At 72.3% G+C, this 25,885-nt stretch carries 15 protein-coding genes; 6 read left to right on the forward strand and 9 right to left on the reverse strand.

Annotation, left to right across the window (positions count from 1 at the left end):
• Positions 1 to 14 precede the first annotated feature (14 nt).
• Positions 15 to 3,317, forward strand: a complete 3,303-nt coding sequence (locus C1701_RS17295; protein ID WP_337661788.1) for a S8 family peptidase — start codon at positions 15 to 17, stop codon at positions 3,315 to 3,317.
• Between the two features lie 912 nt (positions 3,318 to 4,229).
• A complete protein-coding gene (locus C1701_RS17300) occupies positions 4,230 to 7,553 on the forward strand; it encodes a S8 family peptidase (protein WP_337661789.1) in 3,324 nt (1,107 codons plus the stop codon).
• A 649-nt stretch (positions 7,554 to 8,202) separates the two neighbouring features.
• Here the strand turns inward: C1701_RS17300 and C1701_RS17305 are convergent.
• Both C1701_RS17305 and C1701_RS17310 read right to left on the reverse strand, forming a co-directional pair.
• On the reverse strand, positions 8,203 to 9,462 hold the full coding sequence (locus tag C1701_RS17305) for a cytochrome P450 (protein ID WP_103056262.1): 1,260 nt from the start codon (positions 9,460 to 9,462) through the stop codon (positions 8,203 to 8,205).
• 239 nt (positions 9,463 to 9,701) lie between these two features.
• Positions 9,702 to 10,319: a TIGR00730 family Rossman fold protein gene (locus C1701_RS17310; protein ID WP_030105688.1), complete on the reverse strand. Its 618-nt coding sequence runs from the start codon at positions 10,317 to 10,319 to the stop codon at positions 9,702 to 9,704.
• A gap of 350 nt (positions 10,320 to 10,669) precedes the next feature.
• Here C1701_RS17310 and C1701_RS17315 point away from each other — a divergent pair, with 350 nt between their 5' ends.
• On the forward strand, positions 10,670 to 10,930 hold the full coding sequence (locus C1701_RS17315) for a lasso peptide biosynthesis PqqD family chaperone (protein WP_026420792.1): 261 nt from the start codon (positions 10,670 to 10,672) through the stop codon (positions 10,928 to 10,930).
• Positions 10,931 to 11,202: 272 nt separating this feature from the next.
• Here C1701_RS17315 and C1701_RS17320 read toward each other — a convergent pair whose 3' ends face one another.
• The 3 genes from C1701_RS17320 to C1701_RS17330 form a co-directional block, all read right to left on the reverse strand.
• Positions 11,203 to 12,189: a zinc-binding dehydrogenase gene (locus tag C1701_RS17320; RefSeq protein WP_103056263.1), complete on the reverse strand. Its 987-nt coding sequence runs from the start codon at positions 12,187 to 12,189 to the stop codon at positions 11,203 to 11,205.
• A gap of 115 nt (positions 12,190 to 12,304) precedes the next feature.
• Positions 12,305 to 13,600: a Bcr/CflA family multidrug efflux MFS transporter gene (locus tag C1701_RS17325; protein WP_337661790.1), complete on the reverse strand. Its 1,296-nt coding sequence runs from the start codon at positions 13,598 to 13,600 to the stop codon at positions 12,305 to 12,307.
• Between the two features lie 191 nt (positions 13,601 to 13,791).
• Entirely contained in the window at positions 13,792 to 15,030 is a 1,239-nt protein-coding gene (locus C1701_RS17330) for a Bcr/CflA family multidrug efflux MFS transporter (protein ID WP_337661791.1), read from the reverse strand.
• Positions 15,031 to 15,388: 358 nt separating this feature from the next.
• Between C1701_RS17330 and tcuA the strand changes: the two genes are divergently transcribed.
• Positions 15,389 to 16,936 carry an FAD-dependent tricarballylate dehydrogenase TcuA gene (gene tcuA / locus C1701_RS17335; protein WP_103056265.1) on the forward strand — a complete coding sequence of 516 codons (1,548 nt, stop codon included), beginning with the start codon at positions 15,389 to 15,391 and terminating at the stop codon, positions 16,934 to 16,936.
• A gap of 591 nt (positions 16,937 to 17,527) precedes the next feature.
• On the opposite strand, the gene C1701_RS17340 is transcribed toward tcuA, so the two are convergent.
• Positions 17,528 to 18,655 carry a PrpF domain-containing protein gene (locus tag C1701_RS17340; RefSeq protein WP_103056266.1) on the reverse strand — a complete coding sequence of 376 codons (1,128 nt, stop codon included), beginning with the start codon at positions 18,653 to 18,655 and terminating at the stop codon, positions 17,528 to 17,530.
• A 163-nt stretch (positions 18,656 to 18,818) separates the two neighbouring features.
• On the opposite strand from C1701_RS17340, the gene C1701_RS17345 reads away from it, so the two are divergent.
• Complete coding sequence (locus tag C1701_RS17345) at positions 18,819 to 19,907, forward strand: isocitrate/isopropylmalate dehydrogenase family protein (protein ID WP_337661792.1); 1,089 nt, start codon at positions 18,819 to 18,821, stop codon at positions 19,905 to 19,907.
• A 205-nt stretch (positions 19,908 to 20,112) separates the two neighbouring features.
• A complete protein-coding gene (locus C1701_RS17350) occupies positions 20,113 to 20,790 on the forward strand; it encodes a GntR family transcriptional regulator (RefSeq protein ID WP_016699176.1) in 678 nt (225 codons plus the stop codon).
• A 308-nt stretch (positions 20,791 to 21,098) separates the two neighbouring features.
• Here the strand turns inward: C1701_RS17350 and C1701_RS17355 are convergent, their stop codons facing one another.
• The 3 genes from C1701_RS17355 to C1701_RS17365 form a co-directional block, all read right to left on the reverse strand.
• On the reverse strand, positions 21,099 to 23,195 hold the full coding sequence (locus tag C1701_RS17355) for a tripartite tricarboxylate transporter permease (protein ID WP_103056268.1): 2,097 nt from the start codon (positions 23,193 to 23,195) through the stop codon (positions 21,099 to 21,101).
• 60 nt (positions 23,196 to 23,255) lie between these two features.
• Entirely contained in the window at positions 23,256 to 24,383 is a 1,128-nt protein-coding gene (locus tag C1701_RS17360; RefSeq protein WP_103056269.1) for a Bug family tripartite tricarboxylate transporter substrate binding protein, read from the reverse strand.
• A 164-nt stretch (positions 24,384 to 24,547) separates the two neighbouring features.
• Positions 24,548 to 25,675: a 2-methylaconitate cis-trans isomerase PrpF family protein gene (locus C1701_RS17365; RefSeq protein WP_103056270.1), complete on the reverse strand. Its 1,128-nt coding sequence runs from the start codon at positions 25,673 to 25,675 to the stop codon at positions 24,548 to 24,550.
• Positions 25,676 to 25,885 lie beyond the last annotated feature (210 nt).

Below are 25,885 nucleotides of genomic sequence, written 5' to 3' on the forward strand. Positions count from 1 at the left end.
GGAAGCGGGAGTTCATGCGACCACGACGACTGACAGCGGCGGGGGGTGCGGTGTTGATGGGCCTGAGCCTGGCCCTGGCCGTGCCCTCCGCCACCGCCGCCGAACAATCGAACAGGGATGCTCCGCTCTCGTCGAGCGCCTCCGGACGGGCGGAGGTGTTGACGCTGGTGACCGGTGACCGGTTGCACGTCCACCGCGAGGCCGGGGACGCGTTCGGCGTGCGGGTGGAACCGGCGGAGGGGCGTGAGCACGTGACCTTCGTCCGCTACGCCGACGGGGATCGTCTGGTGGTGATCCCGTCCGACGCGCTGGGCCTGGTGCGTTCGGGTCTGTTGGACGAGCGGTTGTTCGATGTGCGTGGGCTGTTGGAGCAGGGTTTCGCCGACGGCGGTCCGCTGCCGTTGATCGTCTCCTACGCCGAGGGCAGCGATCCGGGGGCGCGGGCGTCGGTGCTCTCCGAGGAGGCGAGCACCGGTCGGGTGTTGGAGAGCCTGAACGCGGTGGCGGTGCACCCGGACGAGGATTCCGGGGACGGTGTGTGGTCCGAGATCACCCAGGAGGACGCGGAGGCGCGTGTCTTCTCCGGTGGGGTGGAGCGGGTGTGGCTCAACGGCCGTGCCCAGCTCTTGGACGAGGAGAGCAACGCCCAGGTGGGCGCGCCGGAGGTGTGGGAGTCGGGGTACACCGGTGAGGGTGTGACCGTCGCGGTGCTCGACAGTGGCTACGACCCGGAGCACCCCGACTTCGCGGATGCCGTGACGGAGGCGGTGGATTTCGTCGACCCCGAGGGTTCGGCGTTGGACGAGGACGGTCACGGCACGCATGTGGCGGGTACGGTGGCGGGCCGGGGGACCGCCTCGGGCGGGGCGCATCGGGGGGTGGCGCCGGATGCTGACCTGCTGGTGGGCAAGGTGTGCGGCCCCTTCGATTGCCCGGAGGACGCGATCATCGCGGGCATGGAGTGGGCCGCCGCGAGTGACGCGGTCGCGGTCAACTTGAGCCTGGGCGGGTGGCACTCCGACGGGACCGACCCGATGTCGCTGGCGGTGAACGCCCTCACCGAGGGCACCGGCACGCTGTTCGTCATCGCAGCCGGCAACGACGGTCCGGGCGAGCGCGTCAACACACCGGCGACGGCGGACGAGGCCTTGGCGGTGGGCAGCGTCACGAAGTCCGACGAGCTCAGCTACTTCTCCAGCCAGGGCCCTCGGGCAGGGGACCGCGCGGTGAAGCCGGAGATCGCGGCCCCGGGCTCGGCCATCATCTCCGCGCGCGCGGCGGGCACCTCGATGGGCTCCCCGGTGGACGAGCACCACACCTCGGCTGATGGCACGTCGATGGCCTCGCCGCACGTGGCGGGCGCGGTGGCCCTGTTGGCGCAGGCGAACCCCGACTGGACGGCCCCCGACTTCCGGGCCGCGCTGATGGCCTCCGCCCAGCCGTTGGAGGGCATCGGGGTCGCCGGGCAGGGTGCCGGTCGGCTGGACGTGGCACGGGCCGTCAACCAGACCGTGGTGACCGAACCCACCGCCGTGTCCTTGGGCAACTTCTCCTGGCCGAGGGATGGGCTGGAGCCGGTGGTGGAGACCGTCACCTACCGCAACTCCGGTGACGAGGACGTGACCCTGGACCTGGCCTTCGACGTGGTCGGCTCGGAGGGCGAGGCGGCCCCGGACGGGCTGGTCGAGCTGTCGGCGAGCGAGGTGACGGTCCCGGCGGGTGGCACCGCCGAGGTGGAGATCGTCGTCGACCCCACCGTCAACGAGGTGGCCGGGTACCTGGGTGGTCAGCTGCTCGCCACGGACGGCGAGGTGTCGGTGTCCACGCCGGCGGGGGTGTTCGTCGAGGAGGAGAGCTACGACCTCGACCTCACGATCCTGGACCGCGAGGGGGAGACGGCGCCGTGGGCGATGGTGTTCGCCGAGAACACCGAGACGGGGGACGTCACCTTCCTCGTCACGGACGAGAACGACAACTACGGCACCCGCCTCGCGAAGGGCACCTACGACCTGTTCGCCCTCGTCGACACTTCCCCGGCCGGGGAGGACAACGCGGAGATGTTCAGCGAATGGACCTACGTGTCCCAGGCCGGGGTTGACCTCACCTCGGGTAATGCCGAGGTAACGCTCGACGCGTCCCCGGCCGTTCCGGTCCGCGTCGAAACCGAGCGGCCGGCGGAGCTGACCGCGTGGGACAGCTCGCTGAACAGCGGGCATCGTCATGCCAACGTGGGTGCCAGCGCGGATGCCGCGAGCCCGCTGTACGTGGTCCCGGGCGAGGGAAGTTTCGCCCTGGCGTACAAGCCGGTCCTGGAGTCCGCATCGGAGGAGGACTACACGTACCACCTCGCCTTCGAACTGGTGGACGAGATCCCGGAGGAGGTCCTCTTCGCCCCCTCGGACGAGGAGTTGGCCAAGGTCACCACGACCTACCACGGCCAGGGCATCGAGGCTCGGGGGGAACGCACCGTGGCACCGCGGTTCGACTACGACGCCATGTGGGCGTACCAGGTGAGGGAGGTCGGGCTGCCCTCGGACGAGACCCTCTACTACTCGGTGGGACAGGGCTTCACCTACGAGGAGCTCCTCACGCTCAGCGATCCGGATGCTGAGATCCACGAGCAGTGGGAGCGGGTGAGCACGTACGAGACGGGTTCCTCAGAGAGCTCCTGGAACCTGGCCCCGGTGACGGTGAACGGATTCGCCGAGCGCATCTACGACCTGGCGATGATCGCACCCCAGCTCTTCACGACTTCCGATGCCGACCGTTACGAGGCTTACAGCGGAACGGGCAACGGGGTCAACGGGCAGCTGACCCTCTCCCATGAGGGTGAGGTCATCGCCTCCACAGAGGATGCCGTCCTGCTCATGCTGCTGCCCAGCGGACCGGCCGAGTTCACGGTGGAGGCGAACGCGACGCGGGACGTGCCCTGGTCGTCCCTCGGTTCCTCGGCGGAGGCCCGGTGGACCTTCCACTCGGACACCGCCGGTGAGACCGAGGCCGAGGAGCAGCCGATGCTCGGTGTGCGGTTCTCCGGGGCCGCCGGCGATGCCGACCTGCTGGGTCGGCTGCCCGGTGGTGGTGAGCACGTCCTGAGCGTGGACGTGGAGCGGGCTGTGGGTGAGGTCGCCGAGTTGTCGGTGGAGGTGTCCACGGACGACGGGGAGACCTGGGAGGTCGTGGAGGTCGTGGACGGCACGGTGACCGTCGAGCACCCGGAGGAGGGTTTCGTGTCGCTGCGGGCCTCGGCCACCGACTCGGAGGGCAACAGCGTGGAGCAGACGGTGATCCGTTCCTACCAGGTCATCTCCGAGTAGTGAGCGCCGGTCGGGGTCCGGTCTGGTCCGGGCCCCGCCGGGGCCGGGTGGGTGTGCCACGCCCCTCGTGACCCGGGCTCGGCATCGCCCGCTCGGCATCGCCCGCGTTGGGGACGACGGGGTCGTTCCGTCCCCATGTGCCACGCCGTCCCCGGCTGCTGCCTGATCCCGCCACCACCGCGCCGCTGGCCCGACCTCGCGGGGGCGGGACGTCGCACCAGCCGTCCCCCGCTCGGCCGCCCACCCGGTGCCACTCGGCCACGAGGGCGAGCCCGGTCCCCAGGCGCAGTTGACCGTCCGGGTGGCCGGTCTCGTGGCGCGGCGTCGTCGTGACGTGGTTGGCGAGGATCGTGGGTGCCCGTCCCGGCGCCATCGGCTTGGCGGTGAGCTGGCGATTCCACCGCCACCGTCGTCCCTGGTTCCCTTCGGGGGCGAGCGTCGCACGAGGAGAGAACGCACGGCGAATTCGGTGATACGAACGCGGTCAGGTTCCGCGAGAGTTCCACCACCGCGCCGAATGCGTTTCCGCTGATTCCGGTAATCCTTCGTCGTCGCCGGTCAGCCCGCTGGACCGACCTCGACCACGGCTGCGGGCTCGGGACCGCGACGCGACGGGGACCGCCGCCGCGCCCTGGTGGAGGGGTGGTGTGCCAGCGCACGAGGCCCGGACCGCCTCATCGTGGGAGCGGGACCAGCCGGCCGGTTCGCCTCGTACTTTCGGTCGACGCCGTTCGGCGGAGCACTCTCGGCAATATGGCCACTGTTCCCGTTCCAGCTGTTCGGGAATGGCGCCGAGATCTGTTCGTGAACTGGCCGATATGTGAACGTACTCGCCGTCAGCAAATCCCGAGTGAGGTTCCGCGCGATGCCACGCGGGGTCTCACGAGGGCGACGCCAAGGAAGCGGGAGTTCATGCGACCACGACGACTGACAGCGGCGGGGGGTGCGGTGTTGATGGGCCTGAGCCTGTCCCTGGCCGTGCCCTCCGCCACCGCCGCCGAACGTCCGAACGGCGGGGATCAACCGCTCTCGTCGAGCGCCTCCGGACGGGCGGAGGTGTTGACGCTGGTGACCGGTGACCGGTTGCACGTCCACCGCGAGGCCGGGGACGCGCTCGGCGTGCGGGTGGAACCGGCGGAGGGGCGCGAGCACGTGACCTTCGTCCGCTACGCCGACGGGGATCGCCTCACCGTGATCCCGTCCGACGCGCTGGGCCTGGTGCGTTCGGGTCTGTTGGACGAGCGGTTGTTCGATGTGCGTGGGCTGTTGGAGCAGGGTTTCGCCGACGGCGGTCCGCTGCCGTTGATCGTCTCCTACGCCGAGGGCAGCGATCCGGGGGCGCGGGTGTCGGTGCTCTCCGAGGAGGCGAGCACCGGTCGGGTGTTGGAGAGCCTGAACGCGGTGGCGGTGCACCCGGACGAGGACTCCGGCGACGGTGTGTGGTCCGAGATCACCCAGGAGGACGCGGAGGCGCGTGTCTTCTCCGGTGGGGTGGAGCGGGTGTGGCTCAACGGCCGTGCCCAGCTCTTGGATGAGGAGAGCAACGCCCAGGTGGGCGCGCCGGAGGTGTGGGAGTCGGGGTACACCGGTGAGGGTGTGACCGTCGCGGTGCTCGACAGTGGCTACGACCCGGAGCACCCCGACTTCGCGGATGCCGTGACGGAGGCGGTGGATTTCGTCGACCCCGAGGGTTCGGCGTTGGACGAGGACGGTCACGGCACGCATGTGGCGGGTACGGTGGCGGGCCGGGGGACCGCCTCGGGCGGGGCGCATCGGGGGGTGGCGCCGGATGCTGACCTGCTGGTGGGCAAGGTGTGCGGCCCCTTCGATTGCCCAGAGGACGCGATCATCGCGGGCATGGAGTGGGCCGCCGCGAGCGACGCGGTCGCGGTCAACTTGAGCCTGGGCGGGGGCCCCACCGACGGAACCGACCCGATGTCGCTGGCGGTGAACGCCCTCACCGAGGACACCGGCACGCTGTTCGTCATCGCCGCCGGGAACTTCGGCGCGGACGAGAGCGTCAGCAGTCCAGCTGCGGCGGACGCGGCGCTGGCCGTGGGCAGCGTCACGAAGTCCGACGAGCTCAGCGACTTCTCCAGCCGGGGACCCCGGGTGGGCGACCGCGCGGTGAAGCCGGAGATCGCGGCCCCGGGAACGGCGATCGTCTCCGCGCGGGCGGCGGGCACCTCGATGGGGTCCCCGGTGGATGAGCACCACACCTCGGCTGATGGCACGTCGATGGCCTCGCCGCACGTGGCGGGCGCGGTGGCCCTGCTGGCGCAGGCGAACCCCGACTGGACGGCCCCCGACTTCCGGGCCGCGCTGATGGCCTCCGCCCAGCCGTTGGAGGGCATCGGGATCGCTGGTCAGGGCGCCGGTCGGCTGGACGTGGCGCGGGCCATCGACCAGACCGTGGTCAGCGAGCCCGCAGCGGTGTCGTTGGGCAACTTCTCCTGGCCGAGGGATGGTCTGGAGCCGGTGGTGGAGACCGTCACCTACCGCAACTCCGGTGACGAGGACGTGACCCTGGACCTGGCCTTCGACGTGGTCGGCTCGGAGGGCGAGGCTGCCCCGGACGGGCTGATCGAGCTGTCGGCGAGCGAGGTCACGGTCCCGGCGGGTGGTACCGCCGAGGTGGAGATCGTCGTCGACCCCACCGTCAACGAGGTGACCGGGTACCTGGGTGGTCAGCTGCTCGCCACGGACGGCGAGGTGTCGGTGTCCACGCCGGCGGGGGTGTTCGTCGAGGAGGAGAGCTACGACCTCGACCTCACGGTCCTGGACCGCGAGGGGGAGACCCCGGAGTGGGCGCTGCTGGTCGCCGAGAACACCGAGACGGGTGAGGACACCCAGATCCTGCCCGATGAGAACGGCGACTACGTCGGCCGGCTCACGAAGGGAACCTACAACCTGCTCGGGATCATCACCACCACCTACCCGGGTGGTGAGGGCGACGAGGAGATCTCCGAGGACCACACCTACGTGATCGGGTCGGGGATCGACGTCACCTCGGGTGATGCGGAGGCCACGCTCGATGCGGCGCCCGGCGTTCGGGTGCGCGCCGACACCGAGCGGCCGGCTGAGCTCACCGCCTGGGACAGCTCCGTGGTCGGCGAGCACCGGCTGTTCGGGGTGGGAGTCGCCGGGATGGCCGGGGGCGGCTCCACTCCCCTGTACGCGGTGCCGGGCGAGGGCTCCTTCGCCCTGACGTACCTGCCCATCCTGGAGTCCACCTCGGGTGACGAGGACTATGCCTACCACCTCGCCTTCGAGTTGGTGGACGAGATCCCGGAGGAGATCCTGTTCGCCCCGTCGGACGAGGAGTTGGCCGAGGTCACCGCGACCTACCACGGCCAGGGCGTCGAAGCCACCGGCAACCGGGCGGTCATCGCGCGCTTCGACTACGCCCACATGTACATCCGCGTGCCCAGGGTGGTGGAGGTGCCCTCGACGGAGACCCTGTACTACAGCGTCGAGGACAACCTCTCCTACACGGAGAGCTTCGACCACAGCGACCCCGACGCGGGGATCTACGAGTACTGGGACCGGACCAGCACCTACGAGACGGGTTCCTCCGAGAGCTCCTGGAACCTGGCTCCGCTCACCGTGCGGGGACTCGCCCAGCGATTCGGCGACGAGGCCATGATCGGATCGAGCCTCTTCACGACCTCCGACGCCGACTTCTACGACGTCTACGGCGGCTCGGACGGGGGAGTGACCGGGGAGGTGACCCTTTCCCACGAGGGTGAGGTCATCGCCTCCAGTGAGGACGTCGCCTATCTGCTCGCGACGCTGCCCAGCGGCCCGGCCGAGTTCACGGTGGAGGCGAACGCGACGCGGGACGTGCCCTGGTCGTCCCTCGGTTCCTCGGTGGAGGCCCGGTGGACCTTCCACTCGGACACCGCCGGTGAGACCGAGGCCGAGGAGCAGCCGATGCTCGGTGTGCGGTTCTCCGGGGCCGCCGGCGATGCCGACCTGCTGGGTCGGCTGCCCGGTGGTGGTGAGCACGTCCTGAGCGTGGACGTGGAGCGGGCCGTGGGTGAGGTCGCCGAGTTGTCGGTGGAGGTGTCCACGGACGACGGGGAGACCTGGGAGGCCGTGGAGGTCGTGGACGGCACGGTGACCGTCGAGCACCCGGAGGAGGGTTTCGTGTCGCTGCGGGCCTCGGCCACCGACTCGGAGGGCAACAGCGTGGAGCAGACGGTGATCCGCTCCTACCAGGTCACCTCCGAGTAGTGAGCGCCGGTCGGGGTCCGGTCTGGTCCGGGCCCCGCCGGGGCCGGGTGGGTGTGCCACGCCCCTCGTGATCTCGGGCTCGTCGCCGTACGGCCGGTTCCGCCCCAGGCGGAGCCGGCCGTACGCGCGTGTACGCCAGGAGGCCCTGCCTCGCCGCCGTGCGGCCGTGCGCGCCCTCGACAGGGTGACCGGGGTGGGGCACGGCCCGCCCGCGCCTGGCGGGCGGGCGTGTCCGGGGGAACGGCCGGCTGTCCCCGCTTCCCGCTCAGGACGGGCCGAGTTCGGCGGTCCCGTCCGGCGCTCGACCAACCCCGGACGGGCCCGGCCCGGGATGGCCGACGGGCGCGGGAGGAGGGGAGAGGCTCGGAGCGGAGCCACCGATAGGGGAGTACGGCACGGACGGGACAGGAGTGTTGCGGCGCGGTTCCTGTCCCGTCCCGGCGAGCCGACCGGCCACTGCGGATGCCGGCTCAGACCCCGACAGGAGGTGAATCACTGTGGGCCCTCGCTAGGGAGGTGGCTTCACCGTACGTGGGGAGTAGTGGGAACTCTACGAGCGAAAGCAGCAACATCGGATGCTGCTTTCGGGCTAGGAAACGGGCATCCTGGCGGTGACCGGCGGTCAGGTTCAGCGCAGCGTTCTCCCTGGTCAACGGGCTGTGATCGCGGGAGGGGGTGTGGGCGGTCCGGTGCGCACGGGAAGCTCCGCGACGCCGCTGATGAGGACACGCCGCCAGCGCAGTTCCCCCACCGGGACCGCGAGCCGCAGGCGGGGGAACCTCGTCGTCAGGGTCCGCAGCGCCTCCCGGAGTTCCACCCTGGCCAGCGCGGCGCCCAGGCAGTGGTGGATGCCGTGCCCGAAGGCCAGGTGCGGGTTCCCGCCGCCCCGCCCGAAGTCGAGCGAGTCCGGCGAGTCGAACACCGCCTCGTCCCGGTTCGCCGAACCGATCGCGGCGATGACCCCGTCACCTGCCCGGATGCGCACGCCGGCCACTACCACGTCCTCCGCCGCCACCCGGTACTGCCCCGTCTCGCCGAGGCGGTTGAACCGCAGCAGCTCCTCCACGGCGTCGGGGATCAGGTCGGGCTCGGCCACCAGCCGTTCCCACCGGGTGGGGTCGCGGAGCAGGGTGATCAGGAAGCTCCCGATCTGGTTCGCCGTGGTCTCGTGCCCGGCCACCAGCAGGGTGAGTACCAGGGAGACCAACTCGGCCTCGCTGAGCCGGTCCTGCTGGTCGCGGGCCAGCACGAGCTCGTCGAGGAGCGCGCCGGAGGGGGCCCGGCCCGCGAGCAGCGCGGAGCGCCGCTCGGCCACCAGCGCCGTCACGTAGGCGTCGAGCGCGTCGTAGGAGCGTTCGACCTCGTCCTTCTCCGCCATGTCCATGCTGTAGACGACCTCGGACCAGCGCGCGAAAAGCGGCTGGTCCTCGGCGGGCACGCCCAGCAGGTGGCAGATCACCGTGATGGGCAGGGGCAGCGCGAACAGCCGCCGCAGGTCGGCGGGGCCCTCGACGGCGGCCACGTCGTCGGCGAGGCGGTGGGTCAGCGCGCCGATCCACGGCTGGAACTCCCGCATCCTGCGCTGGGTGAAGGAACCAGCGACCAGGCGGCGCAGCCGGGTGTGCTCGGGCGGGTCGGCCGCCGTGATCGAGCCGGCCCTCGGGGCGGCGACGGCGGTGCGGGGGGCACCCGGTCGCACGACGAGGGCCCGGGAGAACCGGGGGTCGGCGAGGACGACGCGGACGTCGTCGTAGCGGGTGACCAGCCAGACCTCGTCGCCGGCGACCGTGCGGACCCGGCGCACCGGCGCGTCCCGCCGGAGTTCGGCCCAGGTGGGGGACGGGTCGACGGCGAAGGCGTCGGGGAAGGGCAGGCGCAGTTCGGGTTCGTCGCGGGCGGTTCCCGTCACGTCCCACCTCCCGGTGGCCTCCCGGACACCGTCGTTCCCGGTTCCTCGAGCACCGAGGGTAGTGCCGCGGCGACACCGCGAACAGGGGGTCGCGCGGTTCGGCTCGCCCGGGCGGTACGGGTCCGATATGCCCGCCGGGTCCGGGCGAACCGGGCTCCGAGCCGGGTGGGTCACGCCAGGTGGCGAACCGGGCCCGGCGCGGTGGGTACCGTTCGCCGCGCCGTCCCCGGCAGGCCGCCTCAGTCGATCGGGGGGCCGCCCCGCTCGTCGACGCCGAGGAGTTGGCGGGCCCTGGCGTTCGCCCACTTGTTCTCCGGGGCCTCGTACCGGACGAAGCGGTCGAGCAGCTCGGCCGGCTCGGACCCGACGAGCAGCATGTCCCGGAACACCGGGGCGAGGAACTCCTCCGAGACCATGTGGTCCACGAAGCGGCGGAGCGGCTGGTAGAAGCCGCCGACGTCGAGGAGGCCGAGGGGCTTGGCGTGCAACCCGATCTGCGCCCAGGTCCACACCTCGAACAGTTCCTCCAGGGTGCCCGCGCCGCCGGGGAGTGCGATGAACCCGTCGGACAGCTCGGCCATCATGGCCTTGCGTTCGTGCATGTCGGAGACCACCCGGAGGTCCGTGAGGCCGGGGTGGGCGATCTCGCGGTCCACCAGCTGGGTGGGGATGACGCCGGTCACCGAACCGCCGGCCGCGATGGCCGCGTCGGCCACCGCTCCCATCGTGCCGACCGAGGCCCCACCGTAGACGAGCCCGATGTCGCGGGCCGCGAGGAGCTCGCCGAGGGCCCTGGCCGCCTCGACGTACCGTTCGCCCCGACCCCGGGAGGATCCACAGAACACACAGATGCGCACGGGCCGACCCTATTCGGGGCGGTCCACGGGGGAGGAACGGCCCGGTGGACGTCGGGCGGCGGGCAGGGGAGGACCGCGTCACGCCGGCCGAGCCCGGGTCGCGCCCACCGGGATGGTGACGGCACCCGCGACGACGGTGTGTGACGTCCCGCCCGCACCTCACCGGGACCGTTGGTCACCGGAGTGAGATCGCCTCGGCCCCCTTGTTCCGGGACGGGCGACACCAAACGCTGGTGCGGGTTCGGGACGCTGTCGAACCCGACCGTGGACGCGGTGGACCGGTGCCGGGCGGCGGCCGGCGGGGCCACCCGCCCCGGTGTTCGACCGTTCCCTCGAGGACAGGAGGAGCGATGACCCCCCTGCGGCTGCGCGCGGACGTGGCGACGACCGAGACCGAGGACGGGATGGTCCTCCTCGACCGGCGCACCGGTCGTTACTGGGTGTTGAACAGGTCCGGTGCCCTGGTCGTCCGTGGCCTCACCGCCGGGCTCAGCCACGACGAGATCGCCGAGGAACTGGCCGGTGAGCAGCACCGCGACCCCGGGCAGGCCCTGGCGGAGGTGCGGGCACTGGCCGAGCAGCTCCGGAGCGCGGAGCTGGCCCACACCTGATCGGCCAGGGAACTCGCCGGCCCCGGCGGTTCGCCCCGCCGACGGCGAAGGCGCGCAGGACGACCTCGGCGCGACCGTCTCCGTCGAAGTCGTACACCAGGAACTGCGTGTAGTGGGCTCAGGACGGCCTCGGGCAGGTCATCGGCGACCCGACGTCCCAGCCGACCGGACGACCTCCGACGCCGTCGCCGCGCGCACCACCGCCGGTCCTCCGGCGGAACGCGGGAGGCGGCCGCCGGCTGGGCCCTGCTCCACCCGGGCATGTCGACCGGTCACGGCAGCAGGACCACCTTGCCCACGGTGCGTCGTTCCTCCAGCGCGCGGTGGCTGGCGGCGGCCTCCGCCAGGGGGTAGGTGGTCAGTTCCGGCCGGAGGCGGCCCGTCGCCGCCGCCCGCAACGCCCGTTCCTCCAGCTCCCGCAGCGCGCCGGGCCGGCGGAGCGCCCCGAGTCCCCAGCTCGCGGTGAGACCGCGCCCGACGAGGTCGGCGGTGGTGATCTCGGTGGGGCCGCCGCCGGAAGCCCAGCCGTACATCGCCAGCCGCCCGCCCGGCCCCAGCAGTTCCAGGGCTCGCCGGCCCAGCTGGCCACCCACCCCGTCCAGCACCATGGTCGGAGCCCGGTCCGGGCCGAGCGCGGCCGAGACGGCGGCCGGCCAGTCCTCCTTCCGGTAGTCGACGGCGACCTGGGCGCCGAGGGCGCGGACCCGATCGACCTTCTCCGGGCCACCGGCGAGGCCGACGACGGTGGCGCCCACGGCCAGCGCCTCCTGCGTGAACAGGGTGCCCAGGCCCCCCGCGGCGGCCAGGACGAGCACGACGTCGGCGGGGCCGGGGGTGACCGTGTCCAGCACGGCCAGGGCGGTGCGTCCGGTACCGATCATGGCGACCGCCGCCTCCGGGGTGAGTTCGTCCGGCACGGGGTGCAGGGATGCCGCCGGGGCCACCGCCAGCTCGGCGTAACCCCCTGCCGAGGCGACGGAGCCGAGGTGCGCCACCACGCGACGTCCCAGCCAGCCACGGTCGACGCCGTCCCCGACCGCGTCCACGGTCCCGGCGACCTCCCGGCCGAGGACGGCCGGGAGGTCAGGCGCCTTCGCCGGGCCGGCCGGCTCACCGCGACGCAGTTGGGTGTCGACGAGGTGGACGCCGCTGGCGGCGACCCGGACCCGGACCTGGCCCGCCGCCGGCACGGGGTCGGGGACCTCCGCCAGCACGAGGTGGTCGGCGGGGCCGAAGGAGGACAGCGTGATCGCGCGCATGGGTGTGCTCCCCGGTCTGGATGGATGCCCGCACGGTATGAGCTCAAGCTCGCTCGAGCTCAAGATCGTGGCGGGGGTCGTCGTCTGGCCGGGAGGCGCCCGGCCAGACGAGTGGTCAGGCGAGTGGTCGCCGGCCGCGTGTCAGGGTGAGGAACACCCCGAGGGCCGCCAGCGCGGTGAGCACCATCACCAGGGCCATCGGCACCGCGCTGCCGCTGCCGCCGAGTCCGACCAGCGGGGCCGCCAGGCCACCGAGGGTGAACTGGAGCATCCCGAGCAGTGCCGAGGCGGAACCGGCCGCGTCGGGGTGGTCGGCCAGTGCCAGGGTCGTGCCGTTGGGCATCACCAGACCGATGCTGGAGACCACCAGGAACAGGGCCGGGAGGACACCGGCGAGGCCGAGCACGTCGGTGGTGACGACCACCAGCAGCGCGATCGCTCCGAGCAGGGCGGAGCAGAGCCCGGTGATCAGCAGCGTGCGCTGGTCGAACCGGCTGACCAGCAGCCCGTTGACCTGACCGGCGACCACGATGCCGACGGAGTTCAGGCCGAACAGCAGGCCGAAGGTCTGGGGGGAGACCCCGTAGATGTCCTGGAGCACGAACGGCGACGCCGAGATGTAGCAGAAGACGGCGCTGAAGGCGAGACCGCTTGAGAGCGCGCAGCCGAGGAAGAAGCGGTTGGCCAACAGGCTCCGGTAGGTCCGGAGGGTGTCCCGGACGCCGCCGCTGCGGCGGCGTTCCGGTGGCAGGGTTTCGGGGAGTCGCAGGCCGGCGAGGAGCAGGAGGACGACGCCGTAGCCGGCGAGGACGACGAAGACGCCCTGCCAGGAGGTGATCAGCAGCAACTGGCTGCCGATGAGGGGGGCGAGCACGGGGGCCGCGCCGGTGACCAGCATCAGCATCGAGAAGAACTTGGCGGCGGCGATTCCGGAGTACCGGTCGCGGACGATGGCTCTGGCGATGACCAGGCTGGCGGCTCCGGACAGGCCCTGGACGAAGCGGGCGCCGGTGAGCATGGGGGCGGTCAGGGCGACCGCGCAGGCGGCGGAGGAGAGGACGTAGACGAACAGGCCGGTGAGCAGTGGTCGCCGTCGGCCGAGGGCGTCGCTCAGGGGGCCGGCCACGATCTGACCGAGTGCCAGGCCCAGCAGGCAGGCGGTGAGGCTCAGCTGGACCTGGGAGGTGGTGGTGTCGAAGTCGGAGGCGATCGCGGGGAAGGCCGGTAGATAGGTGTCGATGGACAGTGGGCCCAGCGCGGACAGCGCTCCGAGGATCGCGGCCAGTCGCCACCGGGAGATCGGGAAGGGTTCCTCGGTCCGTTCCGTGGTCTGGTCTGGTCGGGTTTGGCGTTCCACGCTGGGTGCGTGGTCCCCCTCGGACGGCACGGAGGACGGCGTGATCGCGCGCATTGGGTGTGCTCCCGGGTCTGGATGGATGCCCGCACGGTATGAGCTCAAGCTCGCTCGAGGTCAAGATCGTGATATGGCGGGATTCCGCCACGCTCTGCCCCGGGCGGTGCGCGCGGGTGCCCGGACAGCCGACCGCCCCCGACCCATCAGTGGGAACCGGCGGGTGGGGGCGGTCGGTGGGAGGCGTCTCGTCAGGCCGGCTGCCGGCCCCGCGTCAGGGTGAGGAACACCCCGAGGGCCGCCAGCGCGGTGAGCACCATCACCAGGGCCATCGGCACCGCGCTCTCGCTGCCGCCGAGTCCGACCAGCGGGGCCGCCAGGCCACCGAGGGTGAACTGGAGCATCCCGAGCAGTGCCGAGGCGGAACCGGCCGCGTCCGGGTGGTCGGCCAGCGCGAGCGTGGTGGTGTTGGGCATCACCAGACCGATGCTGGAGACCACCAGGAACAGGGCCGGGAGGACACCGGCGAGGCCGAGCACGTCGGTGGTGACGACCACCAGCAGCGCGACCGCTCCGAACAGGGCCGAGCAGAGCCCGGTGATCAGCAGCGTGCGCTGGTCGAACCGGCTGACCAGCAGCCCGTTGACCTGACCGACGATCACGATGCCGACGGAGTTCAGGCCGAACAGCAGGCCGAAGGTCTGCGGGGAGACCCCGTAGATGTCCTGGAGCACGAACGGCGACGCCGAGATGTAGCAGAACACGGCGCTGAAGGCGAGACCGCCCGAGAGCGCGCAGCCGAGGAAGAAGCGGTCGGCCAACAGACTCCGGTAGGTCCGGAGGGTGTCCCGGACGCCGCCGCTGCGGCGGCGCTCCGGTGGCAGGGTCTCGGGGAGTCGCAGGCCGGCGAGCAGCAGCAGGACGACGCCGTAGCCGGCGAGGACGAAGAAGACGCCCTGCCAGGAGGTGATCAGCAGCAACTGGCTGCCGATGAGGGGGGCGAGCACGGGGGCCGCCCCGGTGACCAGCATCAGCATCGAGAAGAACTTGGCGGCGGCGACCCCGGAGTACCGGTCGCGGACGATGGCTCTGGCGATGACCAGGCTGGCGGCTCCGGACAGGCCCTGGACGAAGCGGGCGCCGGTGAGCATGGGGGCGGTCAGGGCGACCGCGCAGGCGGCGGAGGAGAGGACGTAGACGAACAGGCCGACGAGGAGTGGCCGCCGTCGGCCGAGGGCGTCGCTCAGGGGGCCGGCCACGATCTGACCGAGTGCCAGACCCAGCAGGCAGGCGGTGAGGCTCAGCTGGACCTGGGAGGTGGTGGTGTCGAAGTCGGAGGCGATCGCGGGGAACGCTGGCAGGTAGGTGTCGATGGACAGCGGGCCCAGCGCGGACAGCGCTCCGAGGATCGCGGCCAGTCGCCACCGGGAGATCGGGAAGGGCTCGCCGGCCCGCTCCGATGCCTGGTCTTGTCGGGGTTGGCGTTCCACGCTGGGTGCGTGGTCCGCCTCGGACGGCACGGCGGGCTGACGCTGGTCCGCAGCGAGCCCATTGCGTGCTGAATTCACCATTCCTCCCTGTGATCCGGGCCCGTGAACGGCGGCGCCAGGCGGCGCCGGTTGACCCGGCAGACAGTTTCATTAGACAACCTTCAGCGAACGTCCGACCACCGCGATTTCATCTCGGATGTGAGCCAGCTCATCCTCGCCGTGGTCGCGGGCTGGTCGTCGCCCACCTCTCCCGTGATCGCATACTTATTGCATACAATGCGTGCGACTCCAGGTCCCTGGTGAACCCAGGTCGCATGGAATCAGACGCTTGTCAGACCGGAGAGTGAGGAGACAGCCGATGCGGTCCACCCCAGTCAGTGGTTCCACCGCCATCCCGGCACCAGACGCGGCCGAGCGGGTCGACGTCGTCGTCGTGGGCGGCGGCAACGCCGCGTTCTCCGCCGCCCACGCGGCCCGCGAGCGCGGTGCCAGCGTGTTGTTGCTGGAGAAGGGCGTGCGGGAGGCGGCCGGCGGCAACTCCTACTACACGGCGGGAGCCTTCCGCTTCGCCCACGGCGGCGGGCGGGCCCTGGCCCCGATCCTCGACGAGGGCAGCGTCGAGCGGCTGCCCAGGACCGAGCTGCCCGCCTACTCCGCCGACGACTTCGCCTCGGACATGGCGCGGGTGACGGAGGGCCGCAACGACCCGGTCCTGACCCGTACCCTCGTCGACCACAGCGCCGACACCGTCGACTGGCTGACCGGGAAGGGCCTCCGCTGGCAGCTGCTGTACGAGCGCCAGACCTACGTCGAGGACGGCCGGTGGGTCTTCTTCGGCGGGCTCGCCGTCGGCACGGTCGACGGGGGCAAGGGCCTGATCGCCCAGCACACCGCCGCCGCCGAGAGCGCGGGCGTGGAGATCCGCTACGAGGCCGAGGTCCGCGAGCTGGTGCGGGGGGACGACGGAGCCGTCCGTGGCGTGGTCTACCAGGACGGATCCGGTGCCCACCACGAGGTCGCGGCCGGGTCCGTGGTGTTGGCGGCGGGTGGCTTCGAGGCGAACCCGGACCTGCGGGAACGGCACCTCGGGCCGGGGTGGTCGCGGGCGTTGGTCCGGGGCAACCCGCTCAACACCGGCGAGGTGCTGGAGATGGCGTTGGCCGCCGGCGCCGCGCCGCACGGCGACTGGGGCTCCTGCCACAGCGTGCAGTGGGACGCCGGCGCCTCGCCCGACGGTGGTAACCGGGAGCTGACCAACCAGCTGACCCGGCAGAGCTACCCGGTGGGCATCGTGGTCAACCGGGACGGGCGGCGCTTCATCGACGAGGGCGCGGACTACCGCAACTTCACCTACGCCAAGTACGGGCGCGAGGTGCTCGCCCAGCCGGAGGGCGTCGCCTACCAGCTCTTCGACGCCAAGACCCGGCCGATCCTGCGGACCCTGGAGTACGACAGCGAGCCCATCACGAGCGCGGTGGCGGACAGCCTGGAGGAACTGGCCGACAAGCTCGGCGTCGACCGCGACGGCCTGATGGGCACCGTGCGGGAGTTCAACGAGTCGATCGTCGACGTGGAGTTCACCCCCGCCGTCAAGGACGGTCGCGCCGCGCGGGTGGACCCGCCCAAGTCGAACTGGGCGCAGGCGTTGGACACCGCGCCGTTCTACGGCTACCCGGTCGCCTGCGGGATCACCTTCACCTTCGGCGGCGTGCGCGTGCACCACGAGACCGCCCAGGTGCTGACGGCGGCCGGCGAGGGCATCGGTGGCCTCTACGCCGCGGGGGAGCTCGTCGGCGGGCTGTTCTCCGGCAACTACCCGGGCGGTTCCGGCCTGACCGCGGGCGCGGTCTTCGGTCGGTTGGCCGGGTACGCGGCGGCCGAGGAGAGCGCCCAGCTCCGCGCCTGAGGGGCGGCACGGTCCCGGCCCGGTGGGAGCAGCGCCCCCGGCCGGGACGGAGCCCGGGAGGCTCCCCCGTCGGAGAGGTACCCAGCTCGGCGGGGCCGCGCGGTCCTCTCGTGAACCGCTTCCCCCGCCGGCACCCGCCCCCGGGCCCTTCCCGTGGACCGGTCTCGTCGTGCCTCCGGTGCTGCCGCGCGTGTGGGGTGCTGGTGGGGCTGCCCGCCGGCAGTCGACGCGCCGCCGGGTGGTGGTGCGGTCAGCGGGTGGCGGGGGTCCCCCCGGTTCGGGGGCCGGGGCGCGGAGGCCGTCGCGGACATGCCATCGGTGCGGATCGTCGGGGCCTTCCGAGGGGCGGCCGCGCGTCCCCCGTGGGGTGGGGTGCCCCGAGGGCGCTCGCCCGTGGCTGGTCGAGTGGCCAGCGGGTCGGCCCGTCGACAGGTCGGGTGGGGACCGCCCGGGGCGCGCGGGCGGTCCCGAGGACGCGCCGCCCCACCGCCACTGCCCTTCGTGGCGGGGCGGCGCCGCCGTTCCGGGTGCCGGCCCCCGGAGGAGGCCCCGGGGGCCGGCGGAGATCGGGGAGGGCCCACCCGGCCAGGGTCAGCCGAGGGCCGCCGACGTGGGGACGTCCAGGGTCGCCGTGGCGAGCCGGCGGGCGTTCCGCAGCACGAACACGGTGTCCAGCTCGCCGTCCTCGCTGCTGGTCCACAGCGGGAGGACGCCGGAGGGCGTGCTCAGGCGCAGCGGGTCGCGGTGCCGCGCGCTCTCCGGGAGGACGGTCCCCGGCGTCGCGGCCGCGGCGGCGACAGCGACGCTGACCGTCACCGCCAGCGCCGGGTGGGTCCGCCCCATCGACAACATGCGCGCGGAGACGTCCGCCTCGTCGGCGCGGACCGCCTCCCCGGACAGCGTGCGCTGGTCGGTGCTCGGGGCCAGCCAGGCGAGTTTGGGGATGGCCCTGGACACCTCGGCGGCACGCGCCCGGTCGGGGGCGATGCCCATGAGTTCGGAGGCGTGCGCCCTGGCCTGGTCCAACACCCGGAGCAGGTCGGTGTCCCCGTCCACTCGCGCGGGGAGTTCGGTGCCGTCGAGACCCAGGTCGGGGCCCCACAGCAGGGCCGACGGGTTGCCGGCGTCGACCAGCGTCGCCCGGACCGGGCCCCGCTCGGTGTCGAGGTGGTCGACCGCGCGCCCGGTCGGGAGCAGGCGACCCGTGACGGCCCCCTGCGGTCGGACGAAGCCCATCCGGATACCGGGGCCGGGGAAGGGCACACCGTCGATGCGCACCTCGCCCTCGTTGGTGGGGTGCCCGCCGGGGGTGGGCACGTCCTGGGCGATCAGCTTGCCGGTGTTGGTGTTGAGCACCATGACCCTGGTGAGGTCGCCGGTCGGGGCGACCCACCCCTGCTGGACGGCGTAGAGGCCGACGACGGTGGCGCAGTTCCCGCAGTTGTTGCTCCAGTCCACCTTCGCCTCGGCGATACCAATCTGCGCGAACGTGTATTCAACGTGCACTCCATCGCGCTGGGATGGGGCCAGCAGGGCCGCCTTGCTCGTGGTGGAGGTGGCGCCGCCGACCCCGTCCACCTGGCGCAGGTCGGGACTGCCGTACGCGCGGAGGAGCAGCCCGTCCCGGTCGTCGGTCAGGCCGTCGAGTTCCCGCAGGTCGAAGGTCCAGCACTTGCTGGTACCCCCGCGCATCAGCACCGCTGGTACCGCAATCGACATGCTGCCTCCCGCCGTCTCGCAGGTTGGTCCGATTCGTGACCAGGCGCCTCCGCCGGCCGGGAGGGGTCGTCCCCTGGCGGCTGGGGCGGGGTTCTCGCGCCAACCTCAACCCCGGTCGTCGCGACGCTGGCCCTCAGTGGGGCGAGTATTGCATACTCATTGAATGCAAAGTAGGGACGAGGTTGCGCGGACGCTGACGATCGGCGTGATCGAGGGCGACGGGATCGGACCCGAACTGGTGGCCTCCGCCGTCGAGGTGCTCGACGCCGCCGTGGCCGGAGTCGGCCACCGGCTGGAGCTGGTCCGCGAGGACGGCGGCGCCGACACCTACCGGCGCACCGGGGAGGCGCTGGCCCCCGGGGTCCTCGACCGGGCGCGGGGGTACGACGGGTTGCTCAAGGGACCCGTGGGCCTGCCCGACGTGCGGCGCCCCGACGGCACGGAGGCCGGGCTGCTGGGCGGCCTGCTGCGGGGCGGCCTGGACACCTACGCCAACGTGCGGCCCATGCGCCTGCTGCCGGGCGTCGCCACGCCGACCAGGTACGCGCCGGGGGACATCGACTACGTCATCGTCCGGGAGAACACCGAGGGCCTCTACCTGTCCCGGGGTGTCGGGGTGCGCAACGACCGCGCCGCCGTCGACCAGCTGATGATGACCCGGCACGGCGTCGAACGGGTCGTCCGCCACGCCTTCGACCTGGCCCGCACCCGGCGGGGTGCGCCAGCCGACGGTGTGAGCCGCGTGACCTGCGTCGACAAGAGCAACGTGCTGCGCAGCTTCGCGTTCTTCCGGGAGATCTTCGAGGAGGTCGCCGCCGACTACCCCGACGTCGAGCACGACTTCCGGTACGCCGACGCCGCCGCCCACGACCTGGTGGCGAGCCCGGGGCACTTCGACGTGCTGGTCATGGAGAACTTCCTCGGCGACATCCTCAGCGACCTGGGAGCGGCCACCGTCGGGGGACTCGGGATGTGCCCCTCGGCCAACGTCGGGGCGGATGCCGCCTACTTCGAGCCGATCCACGGCAGCGCGCCCAGCCTGGCCGGCCGCGACCTCGCCAACCCGGTCTCCCAGGTCCTGGCCGGCGCGCTGCTGCTCGACCACGCGGGCCTGCCGGCCGCCGGGGACGCGGTGCGGGCCGCCGTGCACGGCGCCTTCGCCGACGGTGCGGTGCGGCTCGCCGACGGGCGACCGGAGGGCGGGACCCGCGCGGTGACCGCCGCCGTGGTCGAGCGCCTGGCGGCCGGGTGACCACTCCACCGCTGGCCGGCCGGGGGGTCGCCGGCGGGAGAACCAGGTTTCGCTCTGGCCACCACCATGGGACTTCACCCCGTCCGCGAAGTAACGTTCTGTTGTGGCCTCAGAAAGTAACCGCAGCCGTCCGCCCTCCAAGCGTGGCTCCGGTAGCCCCGGCTCCCCGGCCTCGGCCGTGACGGGACCGGCCCACGACTCGCCGGTGGCCGCCCTGCCGCGCTACCTCGACGGCAAGCCGACCTGGGGACGGACGACCGACGCCGTGTCGGACGCGCTGCGGGAGGCGATCCTCGACGGTGCGTTGCCCCCGTCCACGTGGCTGCGCGAGGACGAGATCGCCGCCGCGCTCCAGGTGAGCCGAACACCCGTCAGGGAGGCGTTGCGCAGGCTGTCCGACGAGGGCCTGACGGTGAAGACGGCCCACCAGGGCACCGTCGTCGCGCCGATGTCCCTGGAGGACATCCTCGCGCTCTACGTCATCCGGGAGAACCTCGAGGGGCTCGCCGCGCGGCTGGCCGCGCTGAGGCCCACCCCGGAGTTGATCGGCAGGCTGGACGCGGTCCAGGCGGAGATGGCCAAGGCCGCCAAGCGGCCCAACGTCGAGCGGCTCGCCAAGCAGAACATCGAGTTCCACCGGCTCATCAGGGAGGCGGCGGGCAACCACTACCTGGACCGCTTCCTGGCCCAGGCCGAACAGGCGGTGCGCCGCCTCCCGCCGACGACCTTCGCCCGTCCTGGCCGTCCGGCCTCCGCCATCGAGGAGCACGACGCGATCGTGCGGGCCATCCAGCAGGGTGACCCGGACGCCGCCGAGGCCGCCGCCAAGCAGCACATGCGCAGCGCCAGGGAGATCCGGCTGGCCGTGCTGCTCAACACCTGAGGCGGTTCGCGCCGCCTCCCTCCCGCGCTGCCGTGCGGGGCTTGGCCGGTGCCGCGCCCCCGCCCCCCGGGAACCCGCTTCGGGGCAGCAGGTGCCCTTGGAGGCCCGCCCCGATCCGGCGAGCGCGGTCCCGCCCCGAGGGCCCCGCGTCGCCTCGTGCCCCGGTCCGCCGCGTGCGCGCGCCGGGAGCGTGAGCACGTCGTCCCCCTTCGCTGTCGTGGGGCTGGCCTCCCCGCCTCCCGAGTGGTCCACGGCGGAGACGCCGAGGCGGCGGGCCGGCGCGTACCGACCCGCCGCCCAGGACGGTGTCAGGCCAGGAAGGCCGGGGTGAACCAGCCCATCGGCATGCTGATGTCCGCGAGGACCTGGAGCAGGACGAGCGCGGCGACCACCACCGACGTGTAGATCGCGATCGGGACGGGCCGCATCGACGCGACCCTCCACAGGAACAGGGGCACGAACACGGCGGCCGCGAGCACCGCACCGATCACCCAGGTGATGGCGAGGAACAGGCACAGCCAGCCGAGGGCGTGCGCGGTCCACTTCACCTCGGTGCGCCACTCCGAGTCGCGCCCGCGTTCCTCCCGCCACCGCCGGTACTCCTGGACGCCGACGACGAGGGTCAGCAGGACCCCGATGCCGGCGACCAGCTGGGGAACCAGCCTGGCGTCCTCGCCGAAGCCCTGGCTCATCACCCAGGCCCCGCCGAAGACCACGAGGAAGACCCCGGCGAGGGACATCGGCCAGTAGGTGCCGGTGAACGTCGGTCCGGGTTCGCTGATGACCGGTTCGGCGGCCGCACCGTCGCCGCCGGTGGTGGCGTCGTTCGAGCGCTCGCCCTGGTCGTCGGTGTCGGTTCCCGAGCCCGCGGCGCCCGGGGACGTGCCCTCGGAGGTGGCGCCGGCGCCGACCGAGGCGGGGGCCGCGTTCCGCTGCCGCCGGGCGCGCAGCAGCGCCTTGACGAGCTTGAAGAGCAGCGGAGCCAGCAGGATGGCGATCATGACCACGACGCCCGGCCTGGTGAGCCACTCGGTCGGCTCGTAGAGGCTCTCCGTGAGGAAGTAGTACCGCTCCAGCGGGATGCTCAGGACGAATCCGATGAGGAAGGGCGCCCTCGGGTAGTCGCACATCTTCATCAGCCAGCCGAACACGCCGAGCAGCAGCATCACCTGCATGACGCCGAACTCCTGCGAGGCCTGGAAGGCGGCGACGAACATGATGACGACCAGGCCGCCGGCCAGGACGGGGAAGCGGATGAAGCTCAGCCGGGCCAGCGGTGCCGCGAGCAGGAAGCACAGCGCCGCGCCGAGCACGGCGGCCAGGGCGAAGGACCAGATGATGGTGTAGACGAGGTCCAGGTCCTGGGTGATCAGCCGTGGTCCCGGTTCGATGCCGAAGACCAGCAGCGCTCCCAGCAGCAGGGCGGCGGCGGCGCTCCCCGGGATCCCGAAGAGGAGGGTGGGGATCAGGTCACCGGCGGCGATCGAGGTGTTCGCGCCCTCCGGCGCGGCGATGCCACGCGGGTCGCCCTTGCCGAACCTCCGCTTGTCCTTCGAGGTGGCGATGGCCTGGCCGTAGGCGATCCAGCTGCCGGCGGTCGCCCCGATGCCGGGGAGCACGCCGGCCCAGACGCCGACGAGCGCTCCGCGCAGCACCTGCCCCCAGTGGGTCAGGACGTCGCGGAACCCGCGACCCCAGCCGCCGCCGATCCCCGTCTTGGAGGCGACGCTGGTCTTCCTGGCGATGAGCGCGATGATCTCGGCGATGCCGAAGGTGCCCAGGGCGACCGCGACCAGGTCGAGCCCCTCGGTCAGGAACAACGAGCCGAAGGTGAAGCGGTACTCGGCCGCCGCGGGGGCGGCGCCGATCTGGCCGATCAGCAGTCCGAAGGCGCCGGCCAGCAGGCCCTTGGCGACGTTGCCCCTGGAGAGCAGGGCGGCGAGGCTGATGCCGAGCACGGTGAGCATGAACAGCTCCGGTGAGCCGAACATCAGCACCAGCGGGCGGGCCAGCGGGATGGCCAGGGTCAGGCCGATCGCACCGACGAGACCGCCGACCATCGAGGAGATGAAGGCGATCGACAGCGCCCGGGCCGCCTGCCCCTGTTTGGCCATCGCGTGACCGTCGAGGGTCGTCACGGTCGCCGAGGCCGAACCGGGGACCCCGATCAGCACGGCGGTGATCGTGTCCGAGGTGTGGATCACGGCGGTCGCGCCGATGATGAGGGCGAGGGCCTGCTGCGGTTCGAGGACGAACACGAACGGCAACAGGATGGCGACCGCCCCGGTGCCCCCGAGCCCCGGGATGATGCCCATGACCAGACCGGCGAGGACGCCGGAGATCAGCATGAGGATCATCTGCGGATCGAGGAAGCCCCCCAGCGCGGAGGCCGCTGCGTCGAGCATGGTGGAACCGCCTGTCTGTGTGTTCCGTGGAGACGGTGTTGGGTTCGGGAGGGAGACCGGTCAGGAGCCGGCGATGACCGTGCCGTAGTTCTCGGCGAGCAGGTCGAGGACGTACTCGCGCACGGAGTCGTCGAGGCGCAGCGCGGCGCGCACCGACTCCTCCACCTCGTCGCCGGCGTAGAGGGGGTAGCCGCCGAGGACCTCGCGACCCTGTTCGAGGAAGGCCTCGTCCCGCTGGAGTTCGCGCACCGCGTCGAAGACCGGCTGGACGACGGAGTCCGGGGTGTCCTCGCGGACCCACAGCCCCTTCTGGTACGAGAAGCCGGCCGCGAGGAAGGTCTTGTAGGCGTCCCAGCCGGGACCGGAGGGCGATTCGCCGTAGTGCTCCTCGTACACCTCGGGGACGGTCGGCAGGTCGGGCACGTTCGGGTCGCGGATGACCTCGCCGGCGTCGTCGAGCTGTCCCAGCGACATCAGGGGGACCGCCCGGCCCTCGTCGATGAGCGGTTGCACCTGGGTGAGGAAGCCGGACGTCGTCTGGTAGTCGACGTTGAGCTCGCCGCGCTCGATGGCCAGCCGCGCCGGCCCCCGCCCCTCGAACCCGAAGGTGGAGGTGACGTCGAGCCCCAACACCTCGAAGGCGAGGACGGCGCTGAGGTCGAGGCCGGTGATGCTGATGCCGCCGTACTGGAGCGGCGTCGAGGGGGAGAAGAGGTCGTCCACGGACGTCACCCCGCCCTCGACCGAGCCGTAGATGACGCCGCCGGAGCCGTTGATCACGAGGGGGCGCATCTCGCCGAAGTCGAACTCGACCTCCGGGCGCCCCAGCAGGTACTGGAAGTAGGTGGTGCCGGAGGACACCAGGACCTCGGAGCCGTCGTTGCCGGCGCTGCGCGCGTACCGGTTGGAGCCGATGATGCTCTCGCCACCGGGGACGTTCTCGGGTACGAACCTCGTGCCGGTCTCGATGTGCCCGCCGAGGTGGTTGCCGATGAAGCGCCCCCAGACGTCGGTCCCGCCGCCTTCGGCGTAGGGGATCAGGACCCGGACCCGGGACGGGAGCGGGTCGCCCTCGTGGGCGTCGGCCATCGTCCCGTGGGGGTTGGGTGTCGCGCAGGCCGCGCCGAGCAGGGCGGCCGTGGTGAGGACGGCCAGGGCGGTGCCCCGGCGTCGGAAGAGCCGCGTCATTGCGTCTTCGACCTCCATGAGAACGGGTGGGTGTGGCGAAGGGCGGTGGGTGTGCGGGGTCGCCGACGCCGCCGGTGTTCCGGGACGAGCCGGGAACACCGGCCGTGCCGGTGCGGGGAGGTGTTCGACGCGCCGCCGGTCGGGCGGGGTCGGAGCGGAAGGCGCTAGACGTGCACCTGGCCGGCCATGAGTCGGCGGGCGGTGCGGAAGACGCTGACGCGGTCGACGGTCCAGCCGTTCGCGGTCAGGTGTGGTTCGGCGGCGACGGCGAGGGTTCCGGAGGGGTGGCCGATGACTCGTTCCGACCCGCCGTCGTCGGGCCGCAGTTGTTCGGCGACGACCGTGCCGTCGACGCCGGCGGCGACCGCGAGGCAGATGCCGGCGGTCACCGGGAGCGCGCGGTGCACCTGGCCCATGGACAGCGCCGCGACCCGGAGGCTGGTGGCCGCCGCGTCGACGGTGGTGCCGTCGGTGGCCTGGTAGGTGGTCGGCGGGCCGACGAGTGCCAGCTTCGGGACGGCCCTGAGCGTGGCGCCGGCCTCCTCCCGGCTGGCGGCGAGCCCCATGCGCACGGCCCCGGCCGTGCGGGCGTGCTCCAGCCTGGCCAGCAGGTCGACGTCGGTGTCCAGCTCGTCGGGGGTCTCCCGGCCGGTGAGCCCGAGGTCGCGCCAGCGGACCAGGACGAAGGGGTTGGCCGCGTCGATCAGCGTCACCGGGATCTCCCCGAGCCCGGGCACGTCCAGGGTCTCCTGGGGGCTGCCGGTGGGCAGGAGGGAACCGGTGCGGGAACCCCCGGGGTCCAGGTAGTCGAGCTGGATGCGGGATCCGGTGCCGGGGATCCCGGGGATCGCGAAGTCGCCGGTGGGATCGAAGCGGCCGTCCCTGGTGGGGACGGTGGCCACGATGATCTTGCCGGTGTTGGTGTTGTGGATGCGGACCCGGGTGGTGCCCGCCCCGGGGGTGACGAGCCCCTCGTCCACGGCGAAGGGGCCCACGGCGGCGGAGAGGTTCCCGCAGTTCCCGCCCCGGTCGACCACGGCGGCGTCGATCGAGACCTGGCAGAACTCGTAGTCGACGTCCGCGCCCCGGGTGCCTGGGCTGATGACGGCGACCTTGCTGGTGCTGGAGGTGGCACCGCCGAGCCCGTCGATCTGCCGTCCGTGGGGGTCGGGGCTGCCCATCGCGCGGAGGATCACCTCGTCGCGGGCGGCGGGCTCCCGGGGGAGGTCCCGCTCGTGGAAGAACAGGCCCCTGCTGGTGCCGCCCCGCATGATCACGCTGTTGACGAGCACAGCTTCCTCACCCCCGTACCCCGATGAACGCAGATTGCATACATCTTGCATGTAGTCCGGATGGGTGTAAAGGCTGCGCGCGGAAAAATGCGCGGGAAGCGGCGACGGCCCGGGTGACCAGGTGTTTCCCTCTCAATACACGACAACGGCCGGTCCGATCAATGGATCGAACCGGCCGTTCCGGACATCGCGCGCGAGTCGTGCGTGAAG

Source organism: Actinoalloteichus sp. AHMU CJ021, assembly GCF_002895405.1.
Taxonomy (GTDB): Bacteria; Actinomycetota; Actinomycetes; order Mycobacteriales; family Pseudonocardiaceae; genus Actinoalloteichus_B; species Actinoalloteichus_B caeruleus.

Bases quoted from the DNA above. Each gene is read 5' to 3' on its own strand.
- C1701_RS17315 (WP_026420792.1), top strand. From the start codon at position 10,670: ATGACCCCCCTGCGGCTGCGCGCGGACGTGGCGACGACCGAGACCGAG.
- tcuA (WP_103056265.1), top strand. From the start codon at position 15,389: ATGCGGTCCACCCCAGTCAGTGGTTCCACCGCCATCCCGGCACCAGAC.
- C1701_RS17320 (WP_103056263.1), bottom strand. From the start codon at position 12,189: ATGCGCGCGATCACGCTGTCCTCCTTCGGCCCCGCCGACCACCTCGTG.
- C1701_RS17360 (WP_103056269.1), bottom strand. From the start codon at position 24,383: ATGACGCGGCTCTTCCGACGCCGGGGCACCGCCCTGGCCGTCCTCACC.
- C1701_RS17340 (WP_103056266.1), bottom strand. From the start codon at position 18,655: ATGTCGATTGCGGTACCAGCGGTGCTGATGCGCGGGGGTACCAGCAAG.
- C1701_RS17325 (WP_337661790.1), bottom strand. From the start codon at position 13,600: ATGCGCGCGATCACGCCGTCCTCCGTGCCGTCCGAGGGGGACCACGCA.
- C1701_RS17295 (WP_337661788.1), top strand. From the start codon at position 15: ATGCGACCACGACGACTGACAGCGGCGGGGGGTGCGGTGTTGATGGGC.
- C1701_RS17345 (WP_337661792.1), top strand. From the start codon at position 18,819: ATGCAAAGTAGGGACGAGGTTGCGCGGACGCTGACGATCGGCGTGATC.
- C1701_RS17300 (WP_337661789.1), top strand. From the start codon at position 4,230: ATGCGACCACGACGACTGACAGCGGCGGGGGGTGCGGTGTTGATGGGC.
- C1701_RS17355 (WP_103056268.1), bottom strand. From the start codon at position 23,195: ATGCTCGACGCAGCGGCCTCCGCGCTGGGGGGCTTCCTCGATCCGCAG.